Origin of the sequence: Streptomyces sp. NPDC001381 (genome assembly GCF_042895685.1) — a bacterium.
GTDB lineage: Bacteria > Actinomycetota > Actinomycetes > Streptomycetales > Streptomycetaceae > Streptomyces.
Genome location: NZ_JBIAWO010000002.1, coordinates 906781 through 925685, shown reverse-complemented (window position 1 = coordinate 925685; position 18905 = coordinate 906781). Strand labels below are relative to the sequence as shown.

Genomic DNA, 18905 nt, shown 5'->3' with positions numbered 1-18905 from the left:
CGGGCTTGGGCTGTGGGGGCGTAGCCGAGGTGAGGGACGGGCGGGGCAGGTGGTGGGACTCCGGCGGAACAGGCGTCCCGGGATGTGGGGCTGCCCACGGCCGGGGCCCGCCCCCCGGTCCGCGCGCGGCTGTGCCCCGGGGTGGGGTTCAGTGGGTTCGTAGGCCTCGGGCGGTCAGGGCGAGGGTGATTTCCACCAGGTCGGTGGGGCGGGAGAGGGAACGGCCGGTCAGCTGCTCGTAGCGGCGCAGGCGGTTGAGGACGGTGTTGCGGTGGCAGTACAGCCGCTCCCCCGCCCGCTGGGCGGAACCGTCGCAGGCCAGCCAGGTGGCCAGGGTGTCCAGCAGCACGGCCTCGTCGGCGGGTTCCAGCGCGCCGAGCAGACCGAGCGCCCGGTCGACGAGGGCCGCGCCCAGTTCCGGGGCGGAGACCACCAGGGCGGCCGGCAGGTGTTCGGTCAGCCGGATGGTGCCGCCGCTCTGCGGGCACATGGCCAGCGCGGTGTCCGCGAGCCGCCGCGCGTCACCGACCGCGGCCAGGCCCGACACGGACGTGCTCACTCCGGCCCGGGCGCTGCCGGCGACGTCGCCGCCGGCCGTTCCGGGCCCGAGGCCGTCGCCGTCCCGGTCGCCCCCGGCGTCCGCCGCGGCGGCGTCGGCGGCGTCGGCCGCGCCCAGCAGGACGATGCCGTAGTCGACCTCCACGCCCGTGTGCCAGTACACGCGCAGGCCCCGGGTGAGAGCGGCGCGCGCCCCCGCCGCGTCCGAGGGGCAGCCGCCCGTCACCGCCACGACGGCGTAGCGGCCCCTCTCGGGGAGGTCGAGCGCGTGCGCGGTCTCCGGCAGGTCCGCGATACGGCTGGTGCCGTCGAGGAGGGCGGCGGCCAGCAGCCGCTGCCGGTTCTCGCGCCGCCACGCCAGTTGCCGCTCGACCTGCCGGTAGGCGTCCGCGACGAGGGTGCAGTGCTCGTCGACGAAGTTCCACACGTCGGCGGCGACGTGCACGAGCAGGCGTACGTCCTCCGGCGCGGAGCGGGAGGTCTCCTCGACCAGGCCCTGCCAGACCAGCGACCCGCCCAGCCGGAACGCGTGCAGCAGCGTGTCCAGCGGCAGCCCCTGTTCCGCCCGGGTCGCGCCGATCTTCCACGAGCACCGGCGCGCCGCGTCCCGGCTGCCGCGCGGGTCGAGCAGCGAGGAGACGCTGTGCCGCAGCGAGCGGTGCACCTCCTGCCAGGTCGCGGCCGGGTCGTCGGCCATGGCCGCGCGGTAGGCGGGTTCCTCGTCCTGGAGCGTGGCGACCAGCCGGTCGGTGAGACCGGGCAGATCCGCCAGGAGGGTCCGGGTGGCGCGATGCAGGACCTGGAGGGCGTCGGCGTCGATCAGCGACCGCACGCGCCGTGGACGCGGCCGCCTCCCGGTCGTCGCGGGCGCGGGCGGCGGGGCCGGCGCGGGCCGGAACGCGGTTCGTGTCCGTACGGCGCGCTGCATCCCGGTCCTCCTCCGGCTAGGTGTCCCGCGTCCCCCTCACCCTGTCCCGCAGGATGACATACCGCCCGGTCGGTCCCTAGAGGTCTGCAGCGGTTCTTTTCCGTCTGATCAGCGCTCTCCCCTGCCGAGCCCACCCGACTGCTCGACCATCCGCACCAGTTCCACCCGCGAACGCACGCCCAGCGCGGCGAAGACTTTCCGCAGGTGGTAGTCGACCGTGCGGGTGCTGACCGACAGGGTGAGGGCGACCTCCCGGTTGGTGGCGCCCTCCGCGACGCACCGGGCGATCCGCTGCTGCTGCGGGGTCAGTCCGGACAGTCCCCCGGTCCGGGGCGCGCCGCCCGGGGACACCCCGTTGGCGCGCAGCTCGGCGCGGGCCTGCTCCGCCCAGGCACGGGCCCCGCAGCGCTCGAACCCCATCAGGGCCGAGCCGAGACGGTCACGTGCCTCGCGCAGCCGGCGCCTGCGCCGCAGCCACTTGCCGTACAGCAGGGCGGTGCGGGCGCGCTCGAAGTCACCGCCCGCCACGTCGTGCGCGGCGAGCGCCGACCGGTACAGGGCGTCGGCCCGGTCCGCCGGGGCCAGCAGGGCACGGCAGCGCAGCAACTGGGCGGGCGCCTGGGGGTCGGCGCCCAGACCGGCCCACCGGGCGAAGTCCTGGACGGCCGCGGCGGCACCCTCGCCCCTGCCCACGGACGCGGCGGCCTCCACGAAGCACGGTACGGCGAACATCCACACCGCGAAGTGCCCGCGGCCCGGGCCCCGGCCCACCAGGGGGCCGAGCCGGTCCGCGGCCTCCCGGGGGCGTCCGCGCGCCAGGTCGGCGCGGGCCGCCGCCCACTCGGCGAGGGTCGCCGCCTGGGCCAGGCCGTGCCGCCGTGCGGTGGTCAGCGCGGCCGTCGCGTGGGCTTCGACCTCCTCGGGGTCGCCCTCGATCGAGGCGGCCAGGGCGAGCAGGGCCCGGTGGTGGGCGGCCGCGTTGCGCTGTCCGGTCCGGTGCGCGGCCCGCAGCCCCTCCTCGGCGTGGACACGGGCCACCGCGTGCCGTCCGGCGCGCAGTTCGGCGTAGGCGAGGTACTCGCGGGCCCGGGCCACGGCCGAGACGGTGCCGCTCTCGCGGGCGGCCGCCAGGGCCCGCGCCCCGGCCCGACGGGCGCCGCCGAGGTCGCCGAGCAGCAGCGCACAGGCCGCCGCCCGCAGGATCCGCTCCGGCTCGTCGCTCCCCTCCGCCTCCACCACCTGCCGCCGCAGAGCCCAGCCGGCCCGACCGTGATCACCTTCGAGCAACGCCAGCACGCCGATGCGGTAGTCACCCGGGGGCGGGGCAGCGCCCGGCTCGGTGGCCACGGCGCCGGAGAGCGGGGCAGTACCCGGGTCGTCGGCCGCGGCGTCCGGGGCACTGCCCCGGTCGGCGGCCATGGCGTCCGGGGCGGCGGCCGCCTCGTGAGACCGTGGGGCGCTCGGCTGGGCAGGCGTCGCGCCGGGGGGCCGGACGGCCGCGACGAGGGCCGTGGGTGCGGCGGGACGCGGCGTGGCTGTCGTCGTGGGCGGGGCGTCGTGGCGCAGGGCCCGCAGGCAGCCCTGGACGTCGCCCGCCGTCCAGGCCGCGTCCGACGCGGCCAGGGCCGCTCGCTCGGCCTGCGCGGGGAGGGTGGCGGACAGCAGGTCGGCGGCGAGCAGGAGGGACGCCTGGGCCTCGTCGACCGGTCCGTCGTACAGGACCGTGGTGCCGCGCAGCAGCTCGATGCGGCCCCGCAGCGCCGGGGACGGCGCGGGCCCGGCACTGTGCCGGGCCGCGTCGAGGAGCCCCAGGGCGCGGTGCGGGCGCCCGCCGAGCAGGGCCTGTTCGGCGGCCTCCGTGAAGCGCTCCGCGCGCGACGCGCCGCGCCCGGTCAGTCCGGCGGCCTGGGCGTACGCCGCGCAGCGCAGGCTTCTGGAGGGGGCGCCGGTCGGGTCGGCCGCGGCCTCGGCCAGTTCCGCCGCCGCCCCCGGCCACGGCGGGGCAGCGGATCGCGCCCGGTGCAGCAGCGTGCGCACGGCCGGGCCGCCGTGGTCCGCCGCCTGGGCCTCGGCCAGCGCGCGGTGCGCCGCGCGCCGCCCCGCGGGCCCCGCCTCCGCGTACACGGCGCGGCACAGCAGGTCGCTGTGGAAGCCGATCCGGCCGTCGACCAGGCTGAGGACCTCGGGGAGCGTTTCTCTGCGGGGTTCCCCGGCGCCGGGCGGCGGGCGGTCCGCCGGAAAGCGACCGTCCGCCAGGAGCCGTCCCGCCGCCCGCAGGGCGAGCGCCAGGTCGATCCGGGCGTCCTCGGGAGCGCCGTCCCTTAAGGCCGCGGCGACCGTCAGGGGCAGGGCCCCCCGCCAGACGGGCGGCAGGCCGGCGGGACGGTCGCCGAACAGGCCGGTCAGGGCCTCGGCGTCGGCGAGGGGGCGCGTCAGCGGGCGCAGGCCGCGCAGTTCGGCCGGGGTCAGACGCCGGACCATGGCCAGCAGCAGGCCCGGGTTGCCCTCGGCCGCGTCCACGAGGCGGTCGCGCACGGCGAGGTCGACGGTCCGGTCCGTCGTCTCGTCCAGCAGGGCAGTGGCCTCCGCCGGGGACAGCGGTTCGATCCTGGTCACCGGCAGGCCGGCGAACTCCGGCGCGACCGGCCGGTACCCGGCCACGCTCAGCAGCAGACCGACGCGCCCTGTCCGGCACAGCCGGGCGGCTGCGTACCCGAGCGCGGCCCGGGAGGCGCCGTCCCACCGGTGCGCGTCGTCGACGCAGACCAGCAGCGGGGAACGGGCCGACGCCTCGTGCAGCGCGTCGAGGAGCACCGCACCGGGTGCGGGGGTCGGGGTGGGTACCGGGGCGGGGGCGGGGGCGGGGCCGGGTCCGGTGGGGTGATGGCCTCGGAACAGCGGTCCGGGGCGCGGCGGCGCGGCGGCCGGCGGTCCGTCGACGGTCCGAGACAGCGCTGCGGCGGCCGGTTCGCCGACGGTCCGAGACAGCGTGTCCAGCAGGGCGCGCAGACCTGCCAGGGGTACGGCGGGCACGCGCGCCGGGTCCGCCCGTACCAGGACCGCCGGCCCGGCGGTGAACGCGCGGGCCGCGTGCTCCAGGAACGTCGTGCGTCCACCGCCCGGTTCGGCGGTCACCACGCGTGCCCCGCCGGCCGGATGGGACCTGCGGGGCACGGGCTGGCGGGGCCGGGCGGGTGCGGCGGGCGTCTGTCCGGTCATTCCGCCGACGCTACGGAGGCGTGCCGAGGGGTGGAAGCCGGGTGTCCGTACCGCCGTGACCCCGCGGGACCCCCGTCACCTGGGGCTTCGCGGGTGACCGGCGGGACGTGCCTTGTGCGGCTGCCCAACGGCGGCCGCCGCGCCGCGGGCACGGGCACAACGGCCACCAGGCCCTGCTCAGGAGGTGTGCGGGCAGTTGCCCCGGTACTCCTCGATGGTCAGACCCGGCTGCGGCAGCGGGCACAGGAACTGCTCGTAGCGGGTGTCGTTGTCGATGAAGCGCTTCAGCCACGAAATGCTGTACTTCGCGATCGTCGTGTTCGACGAGTTGGGCGTGAAGTGGGTGGCGTTGTTCAGCTCCAGATAGGCGCGGTCCAGGGAGGACGGCAGCGTGGAGTAGAACGGCTCGGCGTGGGTGGCGACGGGGGCGATCGTGTCGCCGTCGGCGCCGAAGATCAGGGTGGGGGTCACCACCTCGGGCCAGGTCTTGTCGAGGTTCCAGGGCGTGAGCGGGATCGCGGCCTGCAGCGACGGCCGGCTCTTGGCGGCCTCCAGACTGCCGCCGCCGCCCATGGAGTGGCCCATGACGCCGAGCCGGCTGCCGTCGACGCGTGCGCGGACGGAGCTCGACCGCGTGAGGTAGTCCAGGGCGGCGAGCAACTGCCGCCCGCGGGAGTCGGGCTGGTCCAGCGTGGTGAGCGTGTCGATGGTGAAGACGACGAAGCCCTGGGAGGCCAGTCGCGGTCCCAGCCAGGAGATGGAGGACTGGGTGCCGGTGTAGCCGGGCGACACGGCGATCGCGCCGAAGGTGCCGTCGGCGGTGCTGGTCGGGTAGTAGATCGTGCCGCCGCCGAACCCGGTGACGGACAGGGAGGAGACGGTGGTCTGCGAGACCGCGTAGGGGCCGCGCGCCGCCTCGACGCTCGCCTCGGTGGGCGCCGGGCCGCGCTCGTAGGGGTTGTCCGCGGCGTGCGCGCCGGGTCCGTCGAGGGTGAGACCCACGACGGCGGCGATCGTCGCCGCGACGACGGCGAGCCGGCCGGGCCTGCGGTGGGGGGTACCGGTGGGCGCTTGCTTCAGCACGACGAGTCGTCCTCTCGGTCGGGCGGGCCGCCCGGCGGGACACGGCGCACGAAACCCCGTGCGAGCGGGTCCGGCGGGTGTTCCTCGGGGCGCCGCCGATGGGCTGGCGGTGCCACTGTCGGGGCCGGACCCGGACGCGGGGATCGGCAATGTCACCGGCTTCCGCACCCGACGGACTCGCGCCGTGCCCGGGAGGCTCCGGGAGCGGTGGGCGTGGAACGGATCGCGGCGCGCACACCCCGCCGCGCCGCCCGGATCGCGGTCCTCGCCCCCCACGGCGCCGTCGGGGTCGGCGGGTCGGCGGGGTCGGCGGGGTCGGCGGGGTCGGGACGGCGGCCGAGGGTGATCACGACTCCGACGAGCCGCCCCTCGGCCGCCCGTCCTCACCGGGGAACGCACACCGGACCACGGGAGCGCACCACACCGGCGGGGCGGGCGCGGCGTACGCCGTGCGCCGGGTGGGCACGGTACGCGGGAAGCCCGGCGGGCCCCGCCGCCGCTTCGAGGGGTCGGGCGGGGCCGGGCCGACGCGACGTCACATGGCCGGACCGGGCCGACGCGACGGGACGTCACATGGCCGGGCCGACGCGACGGACGTCGCCGGGCCGGGCCGGCATGACGGGCCAGATCAAACCGACGCGCGGAACAGGTCGGGCGACGAGCGGATGGCGCCGGGCGGCGACGCAGGCCGGGCCGGGGAAGACCGGACGAGGACGGACGAGGACGGGAGCGGTGCCCATGGGCGAGGAGAGCGGGAGCGCGGGCGGGGCGGCCGTGACGCTGCGGTCCCTGCTGGCCTTCGAGGACGGCCACGCGCTGCGCCTGCTGTGCGCGCCCGCCGCGCCCGACACGGTGGTGCGGCGGATCGCCGTCGGCCTGGACGACCTGCGTCCCGGCCAGGAGGGCGTCCTGCTGCTGGCCGTGGGGGCGGCCCCGGTCGCCGGGACCGTCCGGGAGGCCGCCCGGCGGGGCGCCTGCGCGGTCGTCCTGGGCGAAGCGGACGAGGGGCTGGTGCCGGCGGCGCGGGACGCCGGGGTCGCGCTCCTCGCCCGCGCCGAGGGCACCGGCTGGGCGGAGGCGGCCGCGCTGCTGCGGTCGGCGCTGTCCTACGTCGGCGCCGGCCGGGGCGAGGACGCCGAACCGCCGCCGGACCCGGAGGCGGCACCCTCGCTCGCGGTGCTCGCGGCGCGGGTCGCGGCATACGTGAAGGGGTCGATCACCATCGAGGACACCCGGCTGCGGGTCCTGGCCCACTCCGCGACCGGCCCCGGCGCGGACGCGCTGCGCCGCACGGTCATCCTCGGCGGGCGGGTGCCCGACTGGCGGGTGGCCGAGCTGCGCCGGAGCGGCCTGCTGCGCGCCCTGTGGACCTCGCCGGACGTCATCCACAGGCCGGCCGACGGCGACAGCCCCGAGCGGCTGGTCGTCGCCGTGCGCAGCGGCCGGGAGGTGCTCGGGTCGATCTGGGCGGCCGCGGACGGTGCCGCGCTGGCCCCGGACGCGGCCCGCCATCTGCGTACGGCCGCCGGTCTCGCCGCCCCGCTGCTGGTGCGCGAACGGTTGCGGGAGAGCGGGACGGCGCACCGCCGGGAGGCCGCGCTGCGCGGTCTGCTGCACGGGTTCGGGGACCTCCGTACGCACGCCTGGTCGCTGGGGCTGTCGCCGGACGCGCCGTGCGCGGTGGTGGTGGCCGAGCGGCGGCCCGCAGGGAGGTCCGACGACCGGTCCCTGGACGTGCTCGTCCTGGAGATCTCGGCGCTCCGCCCGGGCACGGGTGTGCTGCGGGACGGCGACCGGCTGGCGCTGCTGCTCGCCGGGGAGGGCGCGGCGGCGGACCACGAGCGGGCCGTGCGGGCCGTCGTGCGCGACCTGGACGCGGCCGTCTCGTCGCTGCCGGACGCGGCGGTGTGGCTGGGTGTGGGCCCGGTCGTGGTGCCGGAGGAGGCCGCGTGGTCGCACGAGCGGGCGGGGCTGGTGGTGCGGGCGCTGCGGGAACGGGAGGCCCGGGCCCTGGCGGCGGGGCGGCCGCGGCCGGCGCGTTCCGCGGACGCCGCCGGTGTGGGCGCGTCGCTGGAGGTGCTGCGGCTGCTGGACGCCGTCCGGCCGGTGTGGGAGTCGGGTGCCGGCCCGGTCCACGATCTGGTCCGCGCCGACCTGGCCGCGGGCGGGGAGCTGGTCCGGACGCTGGCGGTGTGGTTCGAGACCGGGCACGACGTCACGGAGGCGGCCCACCGTCTGCTCGTGCATCCCAACACCCTCCGCTACCGCCTGGGCCGGGTCCGGGAGCGGTACGGCGTGGACCTGGACGACCCCGACAGCCGGCTGCTGCTGGCCCTGGCGGTGCGGCTGGCCGCTCCCCCGGCGTCCTGAGGTTGTGCGGGGACACAAGGGTTCCGGTTGTTCCTGGCCGGTCCTCCAATGACGCGGGACTCCCCGGCGAGTGAACCTGGAGGTGTCCCGCCCCCTCGGCTAAGGAGACCCGGACGTGTCGCTTTCCACCGAAAACCTCGCTCTCGCCGTCCGGCAGGCCGTCGCCGACGGGCTCCTGACGGAGGACCGGCCGCTGGCCGGTTTCCTCGACGTCCGGGGGGTGCGCGAGAGCGTCGCGGCCCTGCACGAGGCGTTCGCGGGCGTACCGGACGTGCTGCACGCCTTCGCCGCCAAGGCCTGTCCCCTGGTGCCCGTGCTGCGCCTGCTCGCCGACGCGGGGATGGGCTGCGAGGTGGCGAGCCCCGGCGAGCTGCGGCTGGCGCTGGACGCGGGGTTCGCCCCGGAGCGGATCGTGCTGGACTCCCCCGCCAAGACCCGCCGGGAGATCCGCGAGGCGCTGGAGCTGGGGATCGCGCTGAACGCCGACAACCTCGCCGAGCTCGACCGGATCGACGCGCTGCGTCCGGCCGGCTGCGCGTCCGTCCTGGGGCTGCGGGTCAATCCGCAGGTCGGGGGCGGGTCCATCGGCGCGATGAGCACCGCGACCGCCCAGTCCAAGTTCGGCGTGGCCCTGCGCGACCCCGGGGCCCGCGAGCGTGTCGTCGAGGCCTTCGTACGGCGGCCGTGGCTGACCCGGCTGCACGCGCACGTCGGCTCCCAGGGCTGTCCGCTGCCGCTGATCGCGCAGGGGCTGGCGGCGCTCCACCGGCTCGCCGAGGAGATCAACGCGCGCGTCGGCCACCGCCAGGTCACCAGCCTCGACCTCGGTGGCGGGCTGCCGGTGAACTTCGCCGACGACTGCGTCACGCCCACCCACGCGGAGTACGCCGCCGCGCTCACGGCCGTCGAGCCGGCCCTGCTGGACGGCCGCTACCAGGTGGTGACCGAGTTCGGTCGCTCCCTGCTCGCCAAGAACGGCTTCACCGCCGCGCTCGTCGAGTACGTCAAGGAGGCGGGCGGACGGCGGATCGCGCTCACCCACGCCGGGGCCCAGATCGCCACCCGGACGGCGTTCATGCCGGAGGCCTGGCCGCTGCGGCTCTCGGCGTACGGTCCGGACGGCATGCCCAAGCGGACGCCCGTCGTGCCGCAGGACGTCGCCGGGCCGCTCTGCTTCGCCGGGGACGTCGTGGCGCGCGCGTGCCCGCTGCCCGCGCTCGACGAGGGGGACGTGGTCGTCCTGCACGACACGGGCGCCTACTACTTCTCGGCGCCGTGGGCGTACAACAGCCTGCCCAGGCCCGCCGTGTACGGCTGTCTGCTCCAGGACGGTCACGTCACCTTCGCCACGGTCCGGCCCGCCCAGTCGCTCCGGGAGATCTCCCTGGAGAGCGGCCGGGACCACGCGGACGCCCTGCTGACGGGCTTCGCCGCGCCTTCCCTGCCCTGAGGGCGACGCGGCGCGCATCACCCGGCCGATTCTGAGCACCCGTCCTCCTGTCGCCGGACGAGGAGAGAACCGTGCTCTGGGTCGCCCTACTGCTGTTGCCGTCCCTGTCCGTCCTGCTGGCGGTCCTGGACCGCGTCGAGGACCGCATGCTGGCCCCCGTCGCGGCCGGGCCCCGCCACGCGGCGCGCCGAAGGCACCTCCGCCTGATCAAGGGCACCTCACCGGACCGGACGGACGCCGGCCCCCTCCCGGAACCGGCGGAGCCCGCACCAGCGCCCGAGGGCCCCGCGGCCACCCCCGACCGAGCACCCCGGGCCCGCGCCGCCTGACCAGCCGCCCCGCGCCACCCCGCCGCACGAGGGTCCCGCCGGGCGGCGGCCAGGGGCGATGACCGGCCCCGGTCGGCGGAGGCACCCCGCCGGCGGGGCTGCCCCCGGTCGGTCGGGTGTGCGAGGCTCGGGGCGATCTGGTCGGCTCGGCGGGGAGTGACAACGGCATGCGCATCGGTCTGCTCGGTACCGGTCCCTGGGCCGGCATGGTGTACGGCCCCGTCCTCGCGTCGCACGAGGGCCTCGACTTCACCGGGGTCTGGGGCCGCCGCCCCGAGGCCGCCAAGGAGCTGGCGGACCGGCACGGCACCCGCGCCTACGACGACGTCGACGCGCTCCTCGCGGACGTGGACGCGGTCGCCGTGGCGCTCCCGCCGGACGTCCAGGCGGAGCTGGCGGTCCGGGCCGCCCGGGCGGGCCGGCACCTCCTGCTGGACAAGCCGGTCGCCACCACCGCGGCCGGGGCGCGGGCCGTGGCGGCGGCGGCCGAGGAGGCGGGGGTGGCCTCGGTGGTCTTCTTCACCACCCGGTACCTGACCGAGACCGCCGACTGGATATCCGCGCAGGAGGAGGCCGGGGGCTGGTTCACCGCGCACGCCCGCTGGCTGGGGTCGGTGTTCGCCGAGGGCGGCGACAGCCCGTTCGCCACACCCTGGCGGCGGAAGGGCGCCCTGTGGGACGTGGGCCCGCACGCCCTGTCGGTGCTGCTGCCGGTCCTCGGCGACGTCCGCCGGGTGAGCGCCGCCGGACCCGGCCCGGGGGACACCGTCCACCTGGTCCTGGAGCACACCGGCGGCGCCTCCAGCACCGTGACGCTCAGTCTGACCGCCCCGCCCGCGGCGTCGGGGGCCGCCGTAGAGCTGTACGGCGACGGCGGGGTCGTACGCCTGCCCGAGCCCACCGGCAGCGCGGCCGACGCGCTGTCCCGGGCCGCCGGGGAACTCCTCGCCGCGGCCCGGGACGGGCGCGCGCACCCGTGCGACGCCGCCTTCGGCCTGCGGGTCACCGAGATCCTCGCCGACGCCGGGGCCCTGCTGGCCCCGGGGGCCGGCGAGCCGCGCTGATCAGGCCGGTTCGGAGTTCGCCCGCTCCCCACCCGTGGTTCCGGCGTGCGCCCGGCGGTGCCGGGGTGGAGCGTGGTGGTGTGGCAGGACTGGACGCCGAGCGACGGAGCTGGCTGCGGGGCGCCCCGCCGCCGCGGTGGGTACGGGCGCTGCCCCTCGTGCTGGTGGCGGGTGTCTGTGCGGCCACCCTGGCCAGTCCCGATCCGCTCGACATCGGCTTCCTGCTGGGCGCGATCCCGCCGCTGGCGGTGCTGTCGTACGGCCCGCTGGCGACCGCCGTGCTCGGTGCGACCGTGGTCGTGATGCTGAACGTGCCGGCGTTCCGGCTGGACAACCCGGGCCGGACCGACCTGCTGACGATCTGCTTCGTCGCCGTGCTGAGCGTGTTCGTGGCGTTCGTGCGCAGCCGCCGGGACGTGCAGCTGGACATCGAGCGCACGATCGCGGAGGCGGCGCAGCGTGCCGTGGTTCCGCCGGTGCCGGAGCGGGTGGGCCGGGTGCGCTGCGCGGGCCTGTACCGGGCGGCCGAGCGGGGGACGCTCGTCGGCGGCGACTTCTTCGACGTGCGCGAGAGCGCGTACGGGGTGCGGGCGGTGCTGGGGGACGTCCAGGGGCACGGGCTGGCGGCGATCGCGACGGTGGCGTCGCTGATGGGGGCGTTCCGGGAGGCGGTGCTCGACCAGCCGTCCCTGGAGGCGGTGGCGGCACGGCTGGACCGGCGGCTGGCGGTGGACTCGGCGCGGCTCGCGCAGGCCGAGCTGTTCGCGACGGCGGTCCTGCTGGAGTTCGCGCCGGACGGGGACGCCGTCCAGGTGGTGGTGTGCGGGCATCCGCCGCCGGTGCTGCTGCGCGACGGTACGGCGACGGAGGTGCGGGTCGCCCCGTGGACGCCGCTGGGTCTGGGCCTGCCGGACGGTTCCGCGCCCGTGGGCCGCGCCCTGTGCCTGCGGCCCGGCGACCGTCTGTTCCTCGCCTCGGACGGCGTCTGGGAGGCCAGGGACACCGCCGACGCCTTCTACCCGCTGACCGACCGGCTCCCCGCGCTCGCCGACGGCACCGACCCGGCCGTCACGACCACCCGCGTCTGGGCCGATCTGCTGCGTCACTCCCCCGCGGTCCGCGACGACGTCACGATGCTCGTTCTCGCGCCCGCGCGTCCGCACCGCTGAGGGTCTCCGCGTCGCCCTCGGCGTCGATGTGCGGCAGGATCCGGTCCAGCCACCGCGGCGTCCACCAGGCCCGCGCGCCCAGCAGCGTCATCACCGCGGGCACCATGAGCAGCCGTACGACGGTGGCGTCGATCAGCACGCTGACGGCGAGGCCGAGGCCGAGCATCTTCACGACGATGTTGTCGCTGATGATGAACGCCGAGAACACGCTCACCATGATCAGGGCGGCGCAGGTGATCACCCGGGCGGTGATCTCCAGGGCGTGGGCGACGGAGTCCTTGGCGTCGCCGGTGCGCAGCCAGGCCTCGTGGACGCGGGACAGCAGGAAGATCTCGTAGTCCATGCTGAGGCCGAAGATGATCGCGAACATCATCATCGGCACATAGCTCTCGATGGGCACGTCGCCGTTGACGCCGAGGGCGGGGCCGCCCCAGCCCCACTGGAAGACGGCGACGACCACGCCGTACGAGGCCGTGATGGACAGGACGTTGAGGACGGCGGCCTTCACGGCGACCAGGAGGCCGCGGAAGACGGCCAGGATGATCAGGAAGGCGAGGCCGACGACCACGCAGATGATCAGCGGGAGCCGGCTGGCGACGATGTCGCGGAAGTCGACCTGGGCGGCCGTGGTGCCGGTGACGTAGCCCTTGGCGTCGTAGCCGGAGACCGCGTCGGGGAGGGTGTGGTCCTTGAGCCGGTTCGTCAGGTCGGTGGTGGTGGCGTCCTGCGGTGCCTGGGTGGAGTACACGGTGCCGGTGAGGACGTCGCCGTCCGGGGTGGGCTCCAGCGGGGTGACCGTGGCGGCGCCGGGGACGGCGTTCAGCGTCTTCTGTGCCTGCGACTGGAGGTCGGAGCGTTTGTCGGAGGGGACGGACGACTGGTCGATGACGACCGTCAGGGGGCCGTTGGAGCCGGGGCCGAAGGCGTCGGTCATCAGGTCGTAGGCCCGCCGGTCGGTGAAGGACGTCGGGTCGGCGCCGTCGCCGATGTGGCCGAGCTGGATGGAGAAGACGGGGATGGCGAGGATCGCGATGACGGCGACGCCGACGCCGAGGTACTCCCACGGTCTGCGCTCGACGCGTTTGGCGTAGCGGTGCCAGGTGCCGTGCGGGGTGGCGCCCGGTTCGGCGTCGGTCTCGGCGACGGGTTTGCGGACGTGGTAGCGGTCGATGTGCCGGCCGATGAGCCCGAGCAGGGCGGGCACGAGCGTGAGGGCGCCGACGACGGCGGAGACGACCGTGATGGCGGCGGCGAGGCCGAGTTTGCCGATGAAGGACACCCCGGACGCGTACAGGCCGGCCAGCGCGATGATCACGGTGGTGCCGGAGACCAGGACGGCGCGGCCGCTGGTGGCGGTGGCGTGCCCGGCCGCCTCGGCGGGGTCGGCGCCGTTCATCAGGTTCTGCCGGTGCCGGGTGATCAGGAACAGGGCGTAGTCGATGCCGACGCCCAGGCCGATCATGGTGGCGAGGGTGGGCGAGACGGTCGCGAAGGTGAAGGCGGCGGCGAACAGGCCCAGGATGGCGAGTCCGCCGACGACGCTGATCAGGGCGGTGATCAGGGGGAGGCCGGCGGCGAAGACACTGCCGAAGCCGATGAGCAGCACGACGATGGCGACCGCGAAGCCGATCAGTTCGCTGATCCGGTCGTCCGCCGCGGGCCGGGCCAGCTCGCCGAGGGAGCCGCCGTACTCGACCTCGGCGCCGGCCGCCCGCAGCGGCTGGACGGCGTCGTCGACGCCGTCGAGGTAGCCGTCGCCGAGGGTGGAGGGCTGGACGTCGAAGCGGACGGTGATGTAGCCGGTCTTGCCGTCGCCCGACACCGGCCCGATCTTGGTGGGGCTCTGCGAGAGCGGGTTCTGCACCGCGAGCACATGCGGGAGTTTCTGCAGGTCGCCCACCGTGGTGGACATCTGGGAGCCGAGCGCGCTCAGGGCCTGCCGGTCGTCGTGCAGGACGATCTGGCTGCTGTAGCCGCCGGCCTGCGGGTCGTGCTCCTTGAGGACGTCCAGGCCCTTCTGGGACTGGGTGTCCGACAGCTGGAAGTTGTCCTCGTAGGTTCCGCCGACGGCGCGGTCGACGACCTGGAGGGCCACGAGGGCCACGAGCCAGGCGATGATGACGATCAGGTGGTGGTGGGCGCACCAGGCGCCGAGCCTGCGCAGTCCCCCGCGTCGCGGTTTCCCCGGCGTGGTCGGTGCCATGGGGCCCAGTAGACGCTCACGGGATCTTCCCGGCATCCTGGGCTGGGCTGATCGGATTGCAAGGTGCCGCCGCAGGATGAATGGTGTTAGTACATTCCTTCGGACGCGAGGAGCGGACACCATGCCGACGTCACAGCCCGGCGCCTCCCGGCCCTCCCCGGACCGCGTCACCCCGGACAACCTGCTCCACACCCGCACCGGCACCGAGGTGTCGCCGGAGGACGTGGTCCTGGCCACGGGCCGGGACCTGACCCCCCGCAATCTCGAGTGGGCGCGCCGCAAGCTCGACAAGGAGGGCCCGAGCGCGATCGAGAAGCTGCTGCCCTGAGGGACGGTCACCGGCCCCGGGGCCGGTGACCGTTCACTCCTCGATGATGTGAACGGCGGCCTCCTCGGCTCCGGCGGCCCCGCCGTCGATGCCCACGTCCTGGGCGATCTCCTCCCCGGTGGTGTCGGAGTGGGCACCCTCGTCGGGGGCGACCAGCCGGCCGGCGCGGGCGTCGCCGGCCTCGGGGTCGAGGGGTTCGCCCTCGCCGTCGGGCAGGTCCCCGATACCGTCACCGGCGGGCTGGGAGACGTCCGGGACCTCCTGCGCGAGCCGCTGGTCCAGGGTCTCGCCGTCGTGCTGTTCGGCCGCGGTGGTGCCGTACTTCTCGACGCCCAGCGGCCTTTCGGGCGGGGAGTACCCCTCGTCCAGGGTGTCGTCGTAGGTGCGCTCGTCGACGGCGTCCTGCAGGTCGAGCGGGGCGGCGTCCTGCTGCTCCTCGTTCGTGCCGGTGGGCTGGTAGGCGTCGTCGCCCATCGCCGCGGGCTCGCTGCCCATGGGTGCCTCCCTCGTGTCGCGGGCTGCTGCTGACCCCGTCCGCGTTTCCCGTGTCGCCCGCTCCAATCGCGTCATGTGCCGCTCACGTGTGGTGCGGCGGTTACTCACCCGTCAATCTTGAAAGCTCAAAAGGTGGGGTTATCATCACTCGCACACTCGGTGTGATCGTCCCTGAACGCTCTGGTGGCCGGCAACCGCCATGCTCCTCCCCGCCGTCGTCCCCCGAGGTCACCCCTCTTCGGTGCGCGGCGGTGCTCCAACCCTCACCCCCCCTTCGCCGTCGGGCCCCTCCCGTTCCGGCGGTGCACGACGGAAAGCGGCACAAGCATGAGCAACAGCACCGGAAGAGGGCTGCAGGCGAACGTCCTCGGCACCTTCGACACGGTGGTGATGGCGGTCGCGGGCAGCGCCCCGGCGTACTCCATCGCCGCCACCACGGCGGTCCTGGTCGGCGCGGTGGGCCTGGCCAGCCCGGCGGCGCTGCTGTACTGCGCGATACCGATGCTGGGGATCGCGCTGGCCTTCAGCCGGCTCGGCCGCATCGACGTGAACGCCGGGGCGAGTTACTCGTGGGTGGGCCGGACCCTCCACCCGTTCCTGGGCTTCCTCAGCGGCTGGGCGCTGGTCGTCTCGGCGACGATCTTCATGGTGGCGGGGTCGCTGCCGGCCGGTTCGATGACGCTCGCGCTCTTCGACGAGGATCTCGCCGGCGACACGGCGCTGTCGACGGCGGTGGGGGCGGCCTGGTTCCTGGTGATGCTGGCGGTGGTGCTGGGCGGCGCCCGGCTCACCGTGCGGGCGCAGCTCGTCATGTCCGGCGTGGAGTTGGCGATCCTGGCGCTGTTCGTGCTGCTCGCCTGTGTCCACACGCGGGACAACGCGCTGCCGTTCGACTGGTCCTGGCTCGGGTTCAGCCACTTCGACGGGGTCTCCGGCTTCGCGTCGGGCGCGCTGGTGGCGGCGTTCTACTACTGGGGCTGGGACGTGACCAGCAACCTCAGCGAGGAGACCCGCAACAGCCGCCGTACCACCGGGCTCGCGGGCCTGGTGGGGGTGGGCATCGTGTTCCTGCTGTTCGAGGTGTTCACCATCGCGGTGAACGTCGTCCTCAGTGCGCAGCGGATCGAGGACAACGGGGCGAACGTGCTGGCCGCGCTGGGCGAGGAGTTGTGGCCGGGCTGGGGCGGCAAGTTGCTGATCGTCGCCGTGATGCTGTCGACGATCGCCACGCTGGAGACGACGCTCATCCAGGTCACGCGGTCGCTGTTCGCGATGGGCCGCGACCGTACGATGCCGTCCGCGCTGGGCCGGGTGCACCGCACCTGGAACACGCCGTGGGTCGCGATCGCGGTGGTCGGCGGGGTGGCGCTGGCGATGTTCGTGGCGTCCAACGCGCTGGGCTCGGTGGGCGACATCCTCGCCGACGCGATCTCGGCGATCGGCCTGCAGATCGCGGTGTACTACGGCCTGGCGGGCCTGGCGGCGGTGGTGGCGTACCGCAGGACGCTGCTGCGGTCCCCGTCCGACTTCCTCCTCGGCGGGCTGTGGCCGCTGTTCGGCGCGCTGTTCATGTTCTGGGTCTTCGCGGAGTCGCTGGGCGCGCTGGAGCCGGCCGCGATCGTCATCGGCATCGGCGGGCTCGCCGTGGGGCTGGTGCCGATGCTCTGGTACTGGCGGCGGGGCAGCGACTACTACCGGCCGGCCCGGCTCGACGCCTCGCGGACCGTGGAGGCGGACTACGCGCCCGACGATCACGCGGCCGCCCATGCCACGGCCTACGAGGGTCTCCCGACCGACTTCTGAGAGGGAGCCCGATCTGATGGCGCGTGACCGCTTCGCTCCCGACTTCGACCCCGACTGCGGGGACACCTCCCTCTCCTCCGCCCGGCAGGACATCGTCATCGGCCGCTGGCAGGGCCTGCGCGAACTGCTCCGCACGACCGGCTCCGACCGGCTCGCCCGGGGCCACCGGGTGCGGCTGCTGGCGCAGGCCTGCACGGGCAGTTCGACGGTGGAGACCTGGCTGGCCGCGGAACCGCACAGCGCCGACGCGCTGGTGCTGCGGGCGGCCACGGAGACCGCCCGGGCGTTCAATCTGGCGATCGCCGCGGGCCGGGGTGTGCCGATCGACCAGCAGCGGATCGACGCGGCGGTGCTGGCATGCCTGTCGGCGGCCGAGGCGTGCCCGGACGACCCCACACCGTGGATCTCGCTGATCTCGGTGGCCCGCCTGTACCCGTCCGGGGTGCGCCGGCAGGAAATGGCGCGCTGGTGGGACGAGTTGCACCGGCGTGACCCGTACAGCATGGAGGGCCATCTCCAGGTGCTGCACTACTACTCCGCCCGCTGGCACGGCTCGCACGGCCTGATGTACGACTTCGCCCGCGACGCGGCGGGCGTGGCCCCGCCGGGCTGCCCGCTGCCGGTCCTGGTCCAGTACGCCCGCGTGGAGGAGTACCGCTACGCCGTCGACACCCCGCAGGGCCGCCCCGCCACGGTGGGGCTCGCCCAGCACTGGACCAACGACGGCGCGGTGAGCGACGTCCGCCGCACCTGGGAGCGCTGGATCGCCGGCCGTCCGGACACCCCCGTCGCCCCTGGCGAACTCCGCGACCTCAACTACCTGGCGCACGCGGCCTGCTGGGCCGACGCGCACGACGTGGCGGCGGAGCTGCTGCGCCTCCTGGGCCGCCGGGCCACCCGCACCCCCTGGGCGTACACCGGCGACCCGGCCCAGCAGATCCTGCGCTGGCGCAAGGAGTCGGGGCTGCGCGTGTGAGGGCTCGGCGGCTCAGGGTGCCGCGTTCGGGCCGTCCGGCCTGCTCCGGCGCTGCTCGACCGTCTCCCGGCCGAGTTCCTCGGTCTCCCGCTCCGGCAGCCGCTCGAAGCCGTCCTCGGTGATGACGGAGACGGTCGGGAAGATGCGGCGGCCGATGTCGGGGCCGCCGGTGGCGGAGTCGTCGTCGGCCGCGTCGTACAGGGCCTGGAGCGCGGCCAGGGCCGCCTCGCGTCGGGTCAGGTCCGTCCGGTACAGCTTCTTCAGGGCGCCCCGCGCGTACGGCGACCCGGAGCCCTCGGCGTGGAAGGGCGCCTGCTCGTACAGGCCGCCGGCCACGTCGAAGCTGAAGATGCGGCCCCGGGCGCCCCCGGGTGCGGTGTGGTCGTAGCCCGCGAGGAGGGGGACGACGGCGAGGCCCTGCATGGCCTGGCCGAGGTTCTGCCGGATCATCGTGGCGAGCCGGCGGGCCTTGGCGCCGAGGGTCATGGGGATGCCCTCGAGCTTCTCGAAGTGGGTGAGCTCGACCTGGTACAGCTTCACCATGTCCACGGCGAGCCCGACGGTGCCGGCGAAGGCGACGGCGGTGTGGTCGTCCGCCGGGTGCACCTTCTCCAGGTCCCGCTGGGCGATGAGGTTGCCCATCGTGGCCCGGCGGTCGCCCGCGATCAGGACGCCGTCGCGGTAGGAGAGGGCCAGGACCGTGGTGCCGTGCGGGAACCGGTCGGGCGCGGCGCGGACGCCGTCGGGGAACGGCGGGCGGTTCGGGAGCAGTTCGGGCCGGTGCGCCGCGAGGAACTCGCTGAAGGACGAGCCCCCCGGGGTGAGGAACGCGTCCCCCAGCCGGCCCTCGTGCCCACGGTCCGCCGTCATGCCACTCCCCCTCACCCGCCGCGGTCACCGACTTCCTCCTTCCTACCTGCGCCCGGCGGC

14 protein-coding genes are annotated in these 18905 nt (G+C 75.5%); 8 read left to right on the top strand and 6 right to left on the bottom strand.

What is annotated here, in order from left to right:
• Positions 1 to 148 precede the first annotated feature (148 nt).
• The 3 genes from ACFY2L_RS11185 to ACFY2L_RS11175 form a co-directional block, all read right to left on the bottom strand.
• Complete coding sequence (locus ACFY2L_RS11185; protein ID WP_390822101.1) at positions 149 to 1486, bottom strand: PucR family transcriptional regulator; 1338 nt, start codon at positions 1484 to 1486, stop codon at positions 149 to 151.
• Between the two features lie 108 nt (positions 1487 to 1594).
• A complete protein-coding gene (locus ACFY2L_RS11180; protein WP_390822100.1) occupies positions 1595 to 4705 on the bottom strand; it encodes a LuxR C-terminal-related transcriptional regulator in 3111 nt (1036 codons plus the stop codon).
• Between the two features lie 177 nt (positions 4706 to 4882).
• Complete coding sequence (locus tag ACFY2L_RS11175) at positions 4883 to 5788, bottom strand: alpha/beta hydrolase (RefSeq protein WP_390822099.1); 906 nt, start codon at positions 5786 to 5788, stop codon at positions 4883 to 4885.
• A 738-nt stretch (positions 5789 to 6526) separates the two neighbouring features.
• On the opposite strand from ACFY2L_RS11175, the gene ACFY2L_RS11170 reads away from it, so the two are divergent.
• The 5 genes from ACFY2L_RS11170 to ACFY2L_RS11150 all read left to right on the top strand — a co-directional run bounded on the left by ACFY2L_RS11170 (position 6527) and on the right by ACFY2L_RS11150 (position 12170).
• Positions 6527 to 8158 (top strand): PucR family transcriptional regulator, encoded by a 1632-nt coding sequence (locus ACFY2L_RS11170; RefSeq protein ID WP_390656651.1) that lies wholly within the window; start codon positions 6527 to 6529, stop codon positions 8156 to 8158.
• Positions 8159 to 8273: 115 nt separating this feature from the next.
• A complete protein-coding gene (locus ACFY2L_RS11165; protein WP_390656650.1) occupies positions 8274 to 9608 on the top strand; it encodes a diaminopimelate decarboxylase in 1335 nt (444 codons plus the stop codon).
• 71 nt (positions 9609 to 9679) lie between these two features.
• Positions 9680 to 9937, top strand: a complete 258-nt coding sequence (locus ACFY2L_RS11160; RefSeq protein ID WP_390656649.1) for a hypothetical protein — start codon at positions 9680 to 9682, stop codon at positions 9935 to 9937.
• 167 nt (positions 9938 to 10104) lie between these two features.
• Positions 10105 to 11001 (top strand): Gfo/Idh/MocA family protein, encoded by an 897-nt coding sequence (locus tag ACFY2L_RS11155; RefSeq protein WP_390822098.1) that lies wholly within the window; start codon positions 10105 to 10107, stop codon positions 10999 to 11001.
• An 80-nt stretch (positions 11002 to 11081) separates the two neighbouring features.
• Positions 11082 to 12170, top strand: coding sequence for a PP2C family protein-serine/threonine phosphatase (locus ACFY2L_RS11150; protein ID WP_390822097.1), 1089 nt, complete (start codon positions 11082 to 11084; stop codon positions 12168 to 12170).
• Here the strand turns inward: ACFY2L_RS11150 and ACFY2L_RS11145 are convergent.
• A complete protein-coding gene (locus tag ACFY2L_RS11145; RefSeq protein WP_390822096.1) occupies positions 12130 to 14373 on the bottom strand; it encodes an MMPL family transporter in 2244 nt (747 codons plus the stop codon). The two genes, ACFY2L_RS11150 and ACFY2L_RS11145, sit on opposite strands and share 41 nt — an antisense overlap.
• Before the next feature lie 121 nt (positions 14374 to 14494).
• On the opposite strand from ACFY2L_RS11145, the gene ACFY2L_RS11140 reads away from it, so the two are divergent.
• The gene (locus ACFY2L_RS11140; RefSeq protein WP_390656645.1) at positions 14495 to 14701 is read left to right on the top strand and encodes a hypothetical protein; all 207 of its coding nucleotides are present in this window, start codon (positions 14495 to 14497) and stop codon (positions 14699 to 14701) included.
• Between the two features lie 33 nt (positions 14702 to 14734).
• On the opposite strand, the gene ACFY2L_RS11135 is transcribed toward ACFY2L_RS11140, so the two are convergent.
• Complete coding sequence (locus ACFY2L_RS11135) at positions 14735 to 15196, bottom strand: DUF5709 domain-containing protein (RefSeq protein ID WP_390656644.1); 462 nt, start codon at positions 15194 to 15196, stop codon at positions 14735 to 14737.
• Positions 15197 to 15523: 327 nt separating this feature from the next.
• Between ACFY2L_RS11135 and ACFY2L_RS11130 the strand changes: the two genes are divergently transcribed.
• Both ACFY2L_RS11130 and ACFY2L_RS11125 read left to right on the top strand, forming a co-directional pair.
• A complete protein-coding gene (locus ACFY2L_RS11130; RefSeq protein WP_390822095.1) occupies positions 15524 to 16999 on the top strand; it encodes an APC family permease in 1476 nt (491 codons plus the stop codon).
• A 16-nt stretch (positions 17000 to 17015) separates the two neighbouring features.
• Positions 17016 to 17975 (top strand): hypothetical protein, encoded by a 960-nt coding sequence (locus ACFY2L_RS11125; protein WP_390656642.1) that lies wholly within the window; start codon positions 17016 to 17018, stop codon positions 17973 to 17975.
• A 12-nt stretch (positions 17976 to 17987) separates the two neighbouring features.
• Here ACFY2L_RS11125 and prcB read toward each other — a convergent pair whose 3' ends face one another.
• Positions 17988 to 18845, bottom strand: a complete 858-nt coding sequence (prcB, locus tag ACFY2L_RS11120; protein WP_390822094.1) for a proteasome subunit beta — start codon at positions 18843 to 18845, stop codon at positions 17988 to 17990.
• Positions 18846 to 18905: the final 60 nt, after the last annotated feature.

Coding starts and splice junctions, on each gene's coding strand:
- ACFY2L_RS11185 (WP_390822101.1), bottom strand. CDS start 1,486: ATGCAGCGCGCCGTACGGACACGAACCGCGTTCCGGCCCGCGCCGGCC.
- ACFY2L_RS11135 (WP_390656644.1), bottom strand. CDS start 15,196: ATGGGCAGCGAGCCCGCGGCGATGGGCGACGACGCCTACCAGCCCACC.
- ACFY2L_RS11130 (WP_390822095.1), top strand. CDS start 15,524: ATGAGCAACAGCACCGGAAGAGGGCTGCAGGCGAACGTCCTCGGCACC.
- ACFY2L_RS11155 (WP_390822098.1), top strand. CDS start 10,105: ATGCGCATCGGTCTGCTCGGTACCGGTCCCTGGGCCGGCATGGTGTAC.
- prcB (WP_390822094.1), bottom strand. CDS start 18,845: ATGACGGCGGACCGTGGGCACGAGGGCCGGCTGGGGGACGCGTTCCTC.
- ACFY2L_RS11170 (WP_390656651.1), top strand. CDS start 6,527: ATGGGCGAGGAGAGCGGGAGCGCGGGCGGGGCGGCCGTGACGCTGCGG.
- ACFY2L_RS11145 (WP_390822096.1), bottom strand. CDS start 14,373: ATGGCACCGACCACGCCGGGGAAACCGCGACGCGGGGGACTGCGCAGG.
- ACFY2L_RS11140 (WP_390656645.1), top strand. CDS start 14,495: ATGCCGACGTCACAGCCCGGCGCCTCCCGGCCCTCCCCGGACCGCGTC.
- ACFY2L_RS11125 (WP_390656642.1), top strand. CDS start 17,016: ATGGCGCGTGACCGCTTCGCTCCCGACTTCGACCCCGACTGCGGGGAC.
- ACFY2L_RS11180 (WP_390822100.1), bottom strand. CDS start 4,705: ATGACCGGACAGACGCCCGCCGCACCCGCCCGGCCCCGCCAGCCCGTG.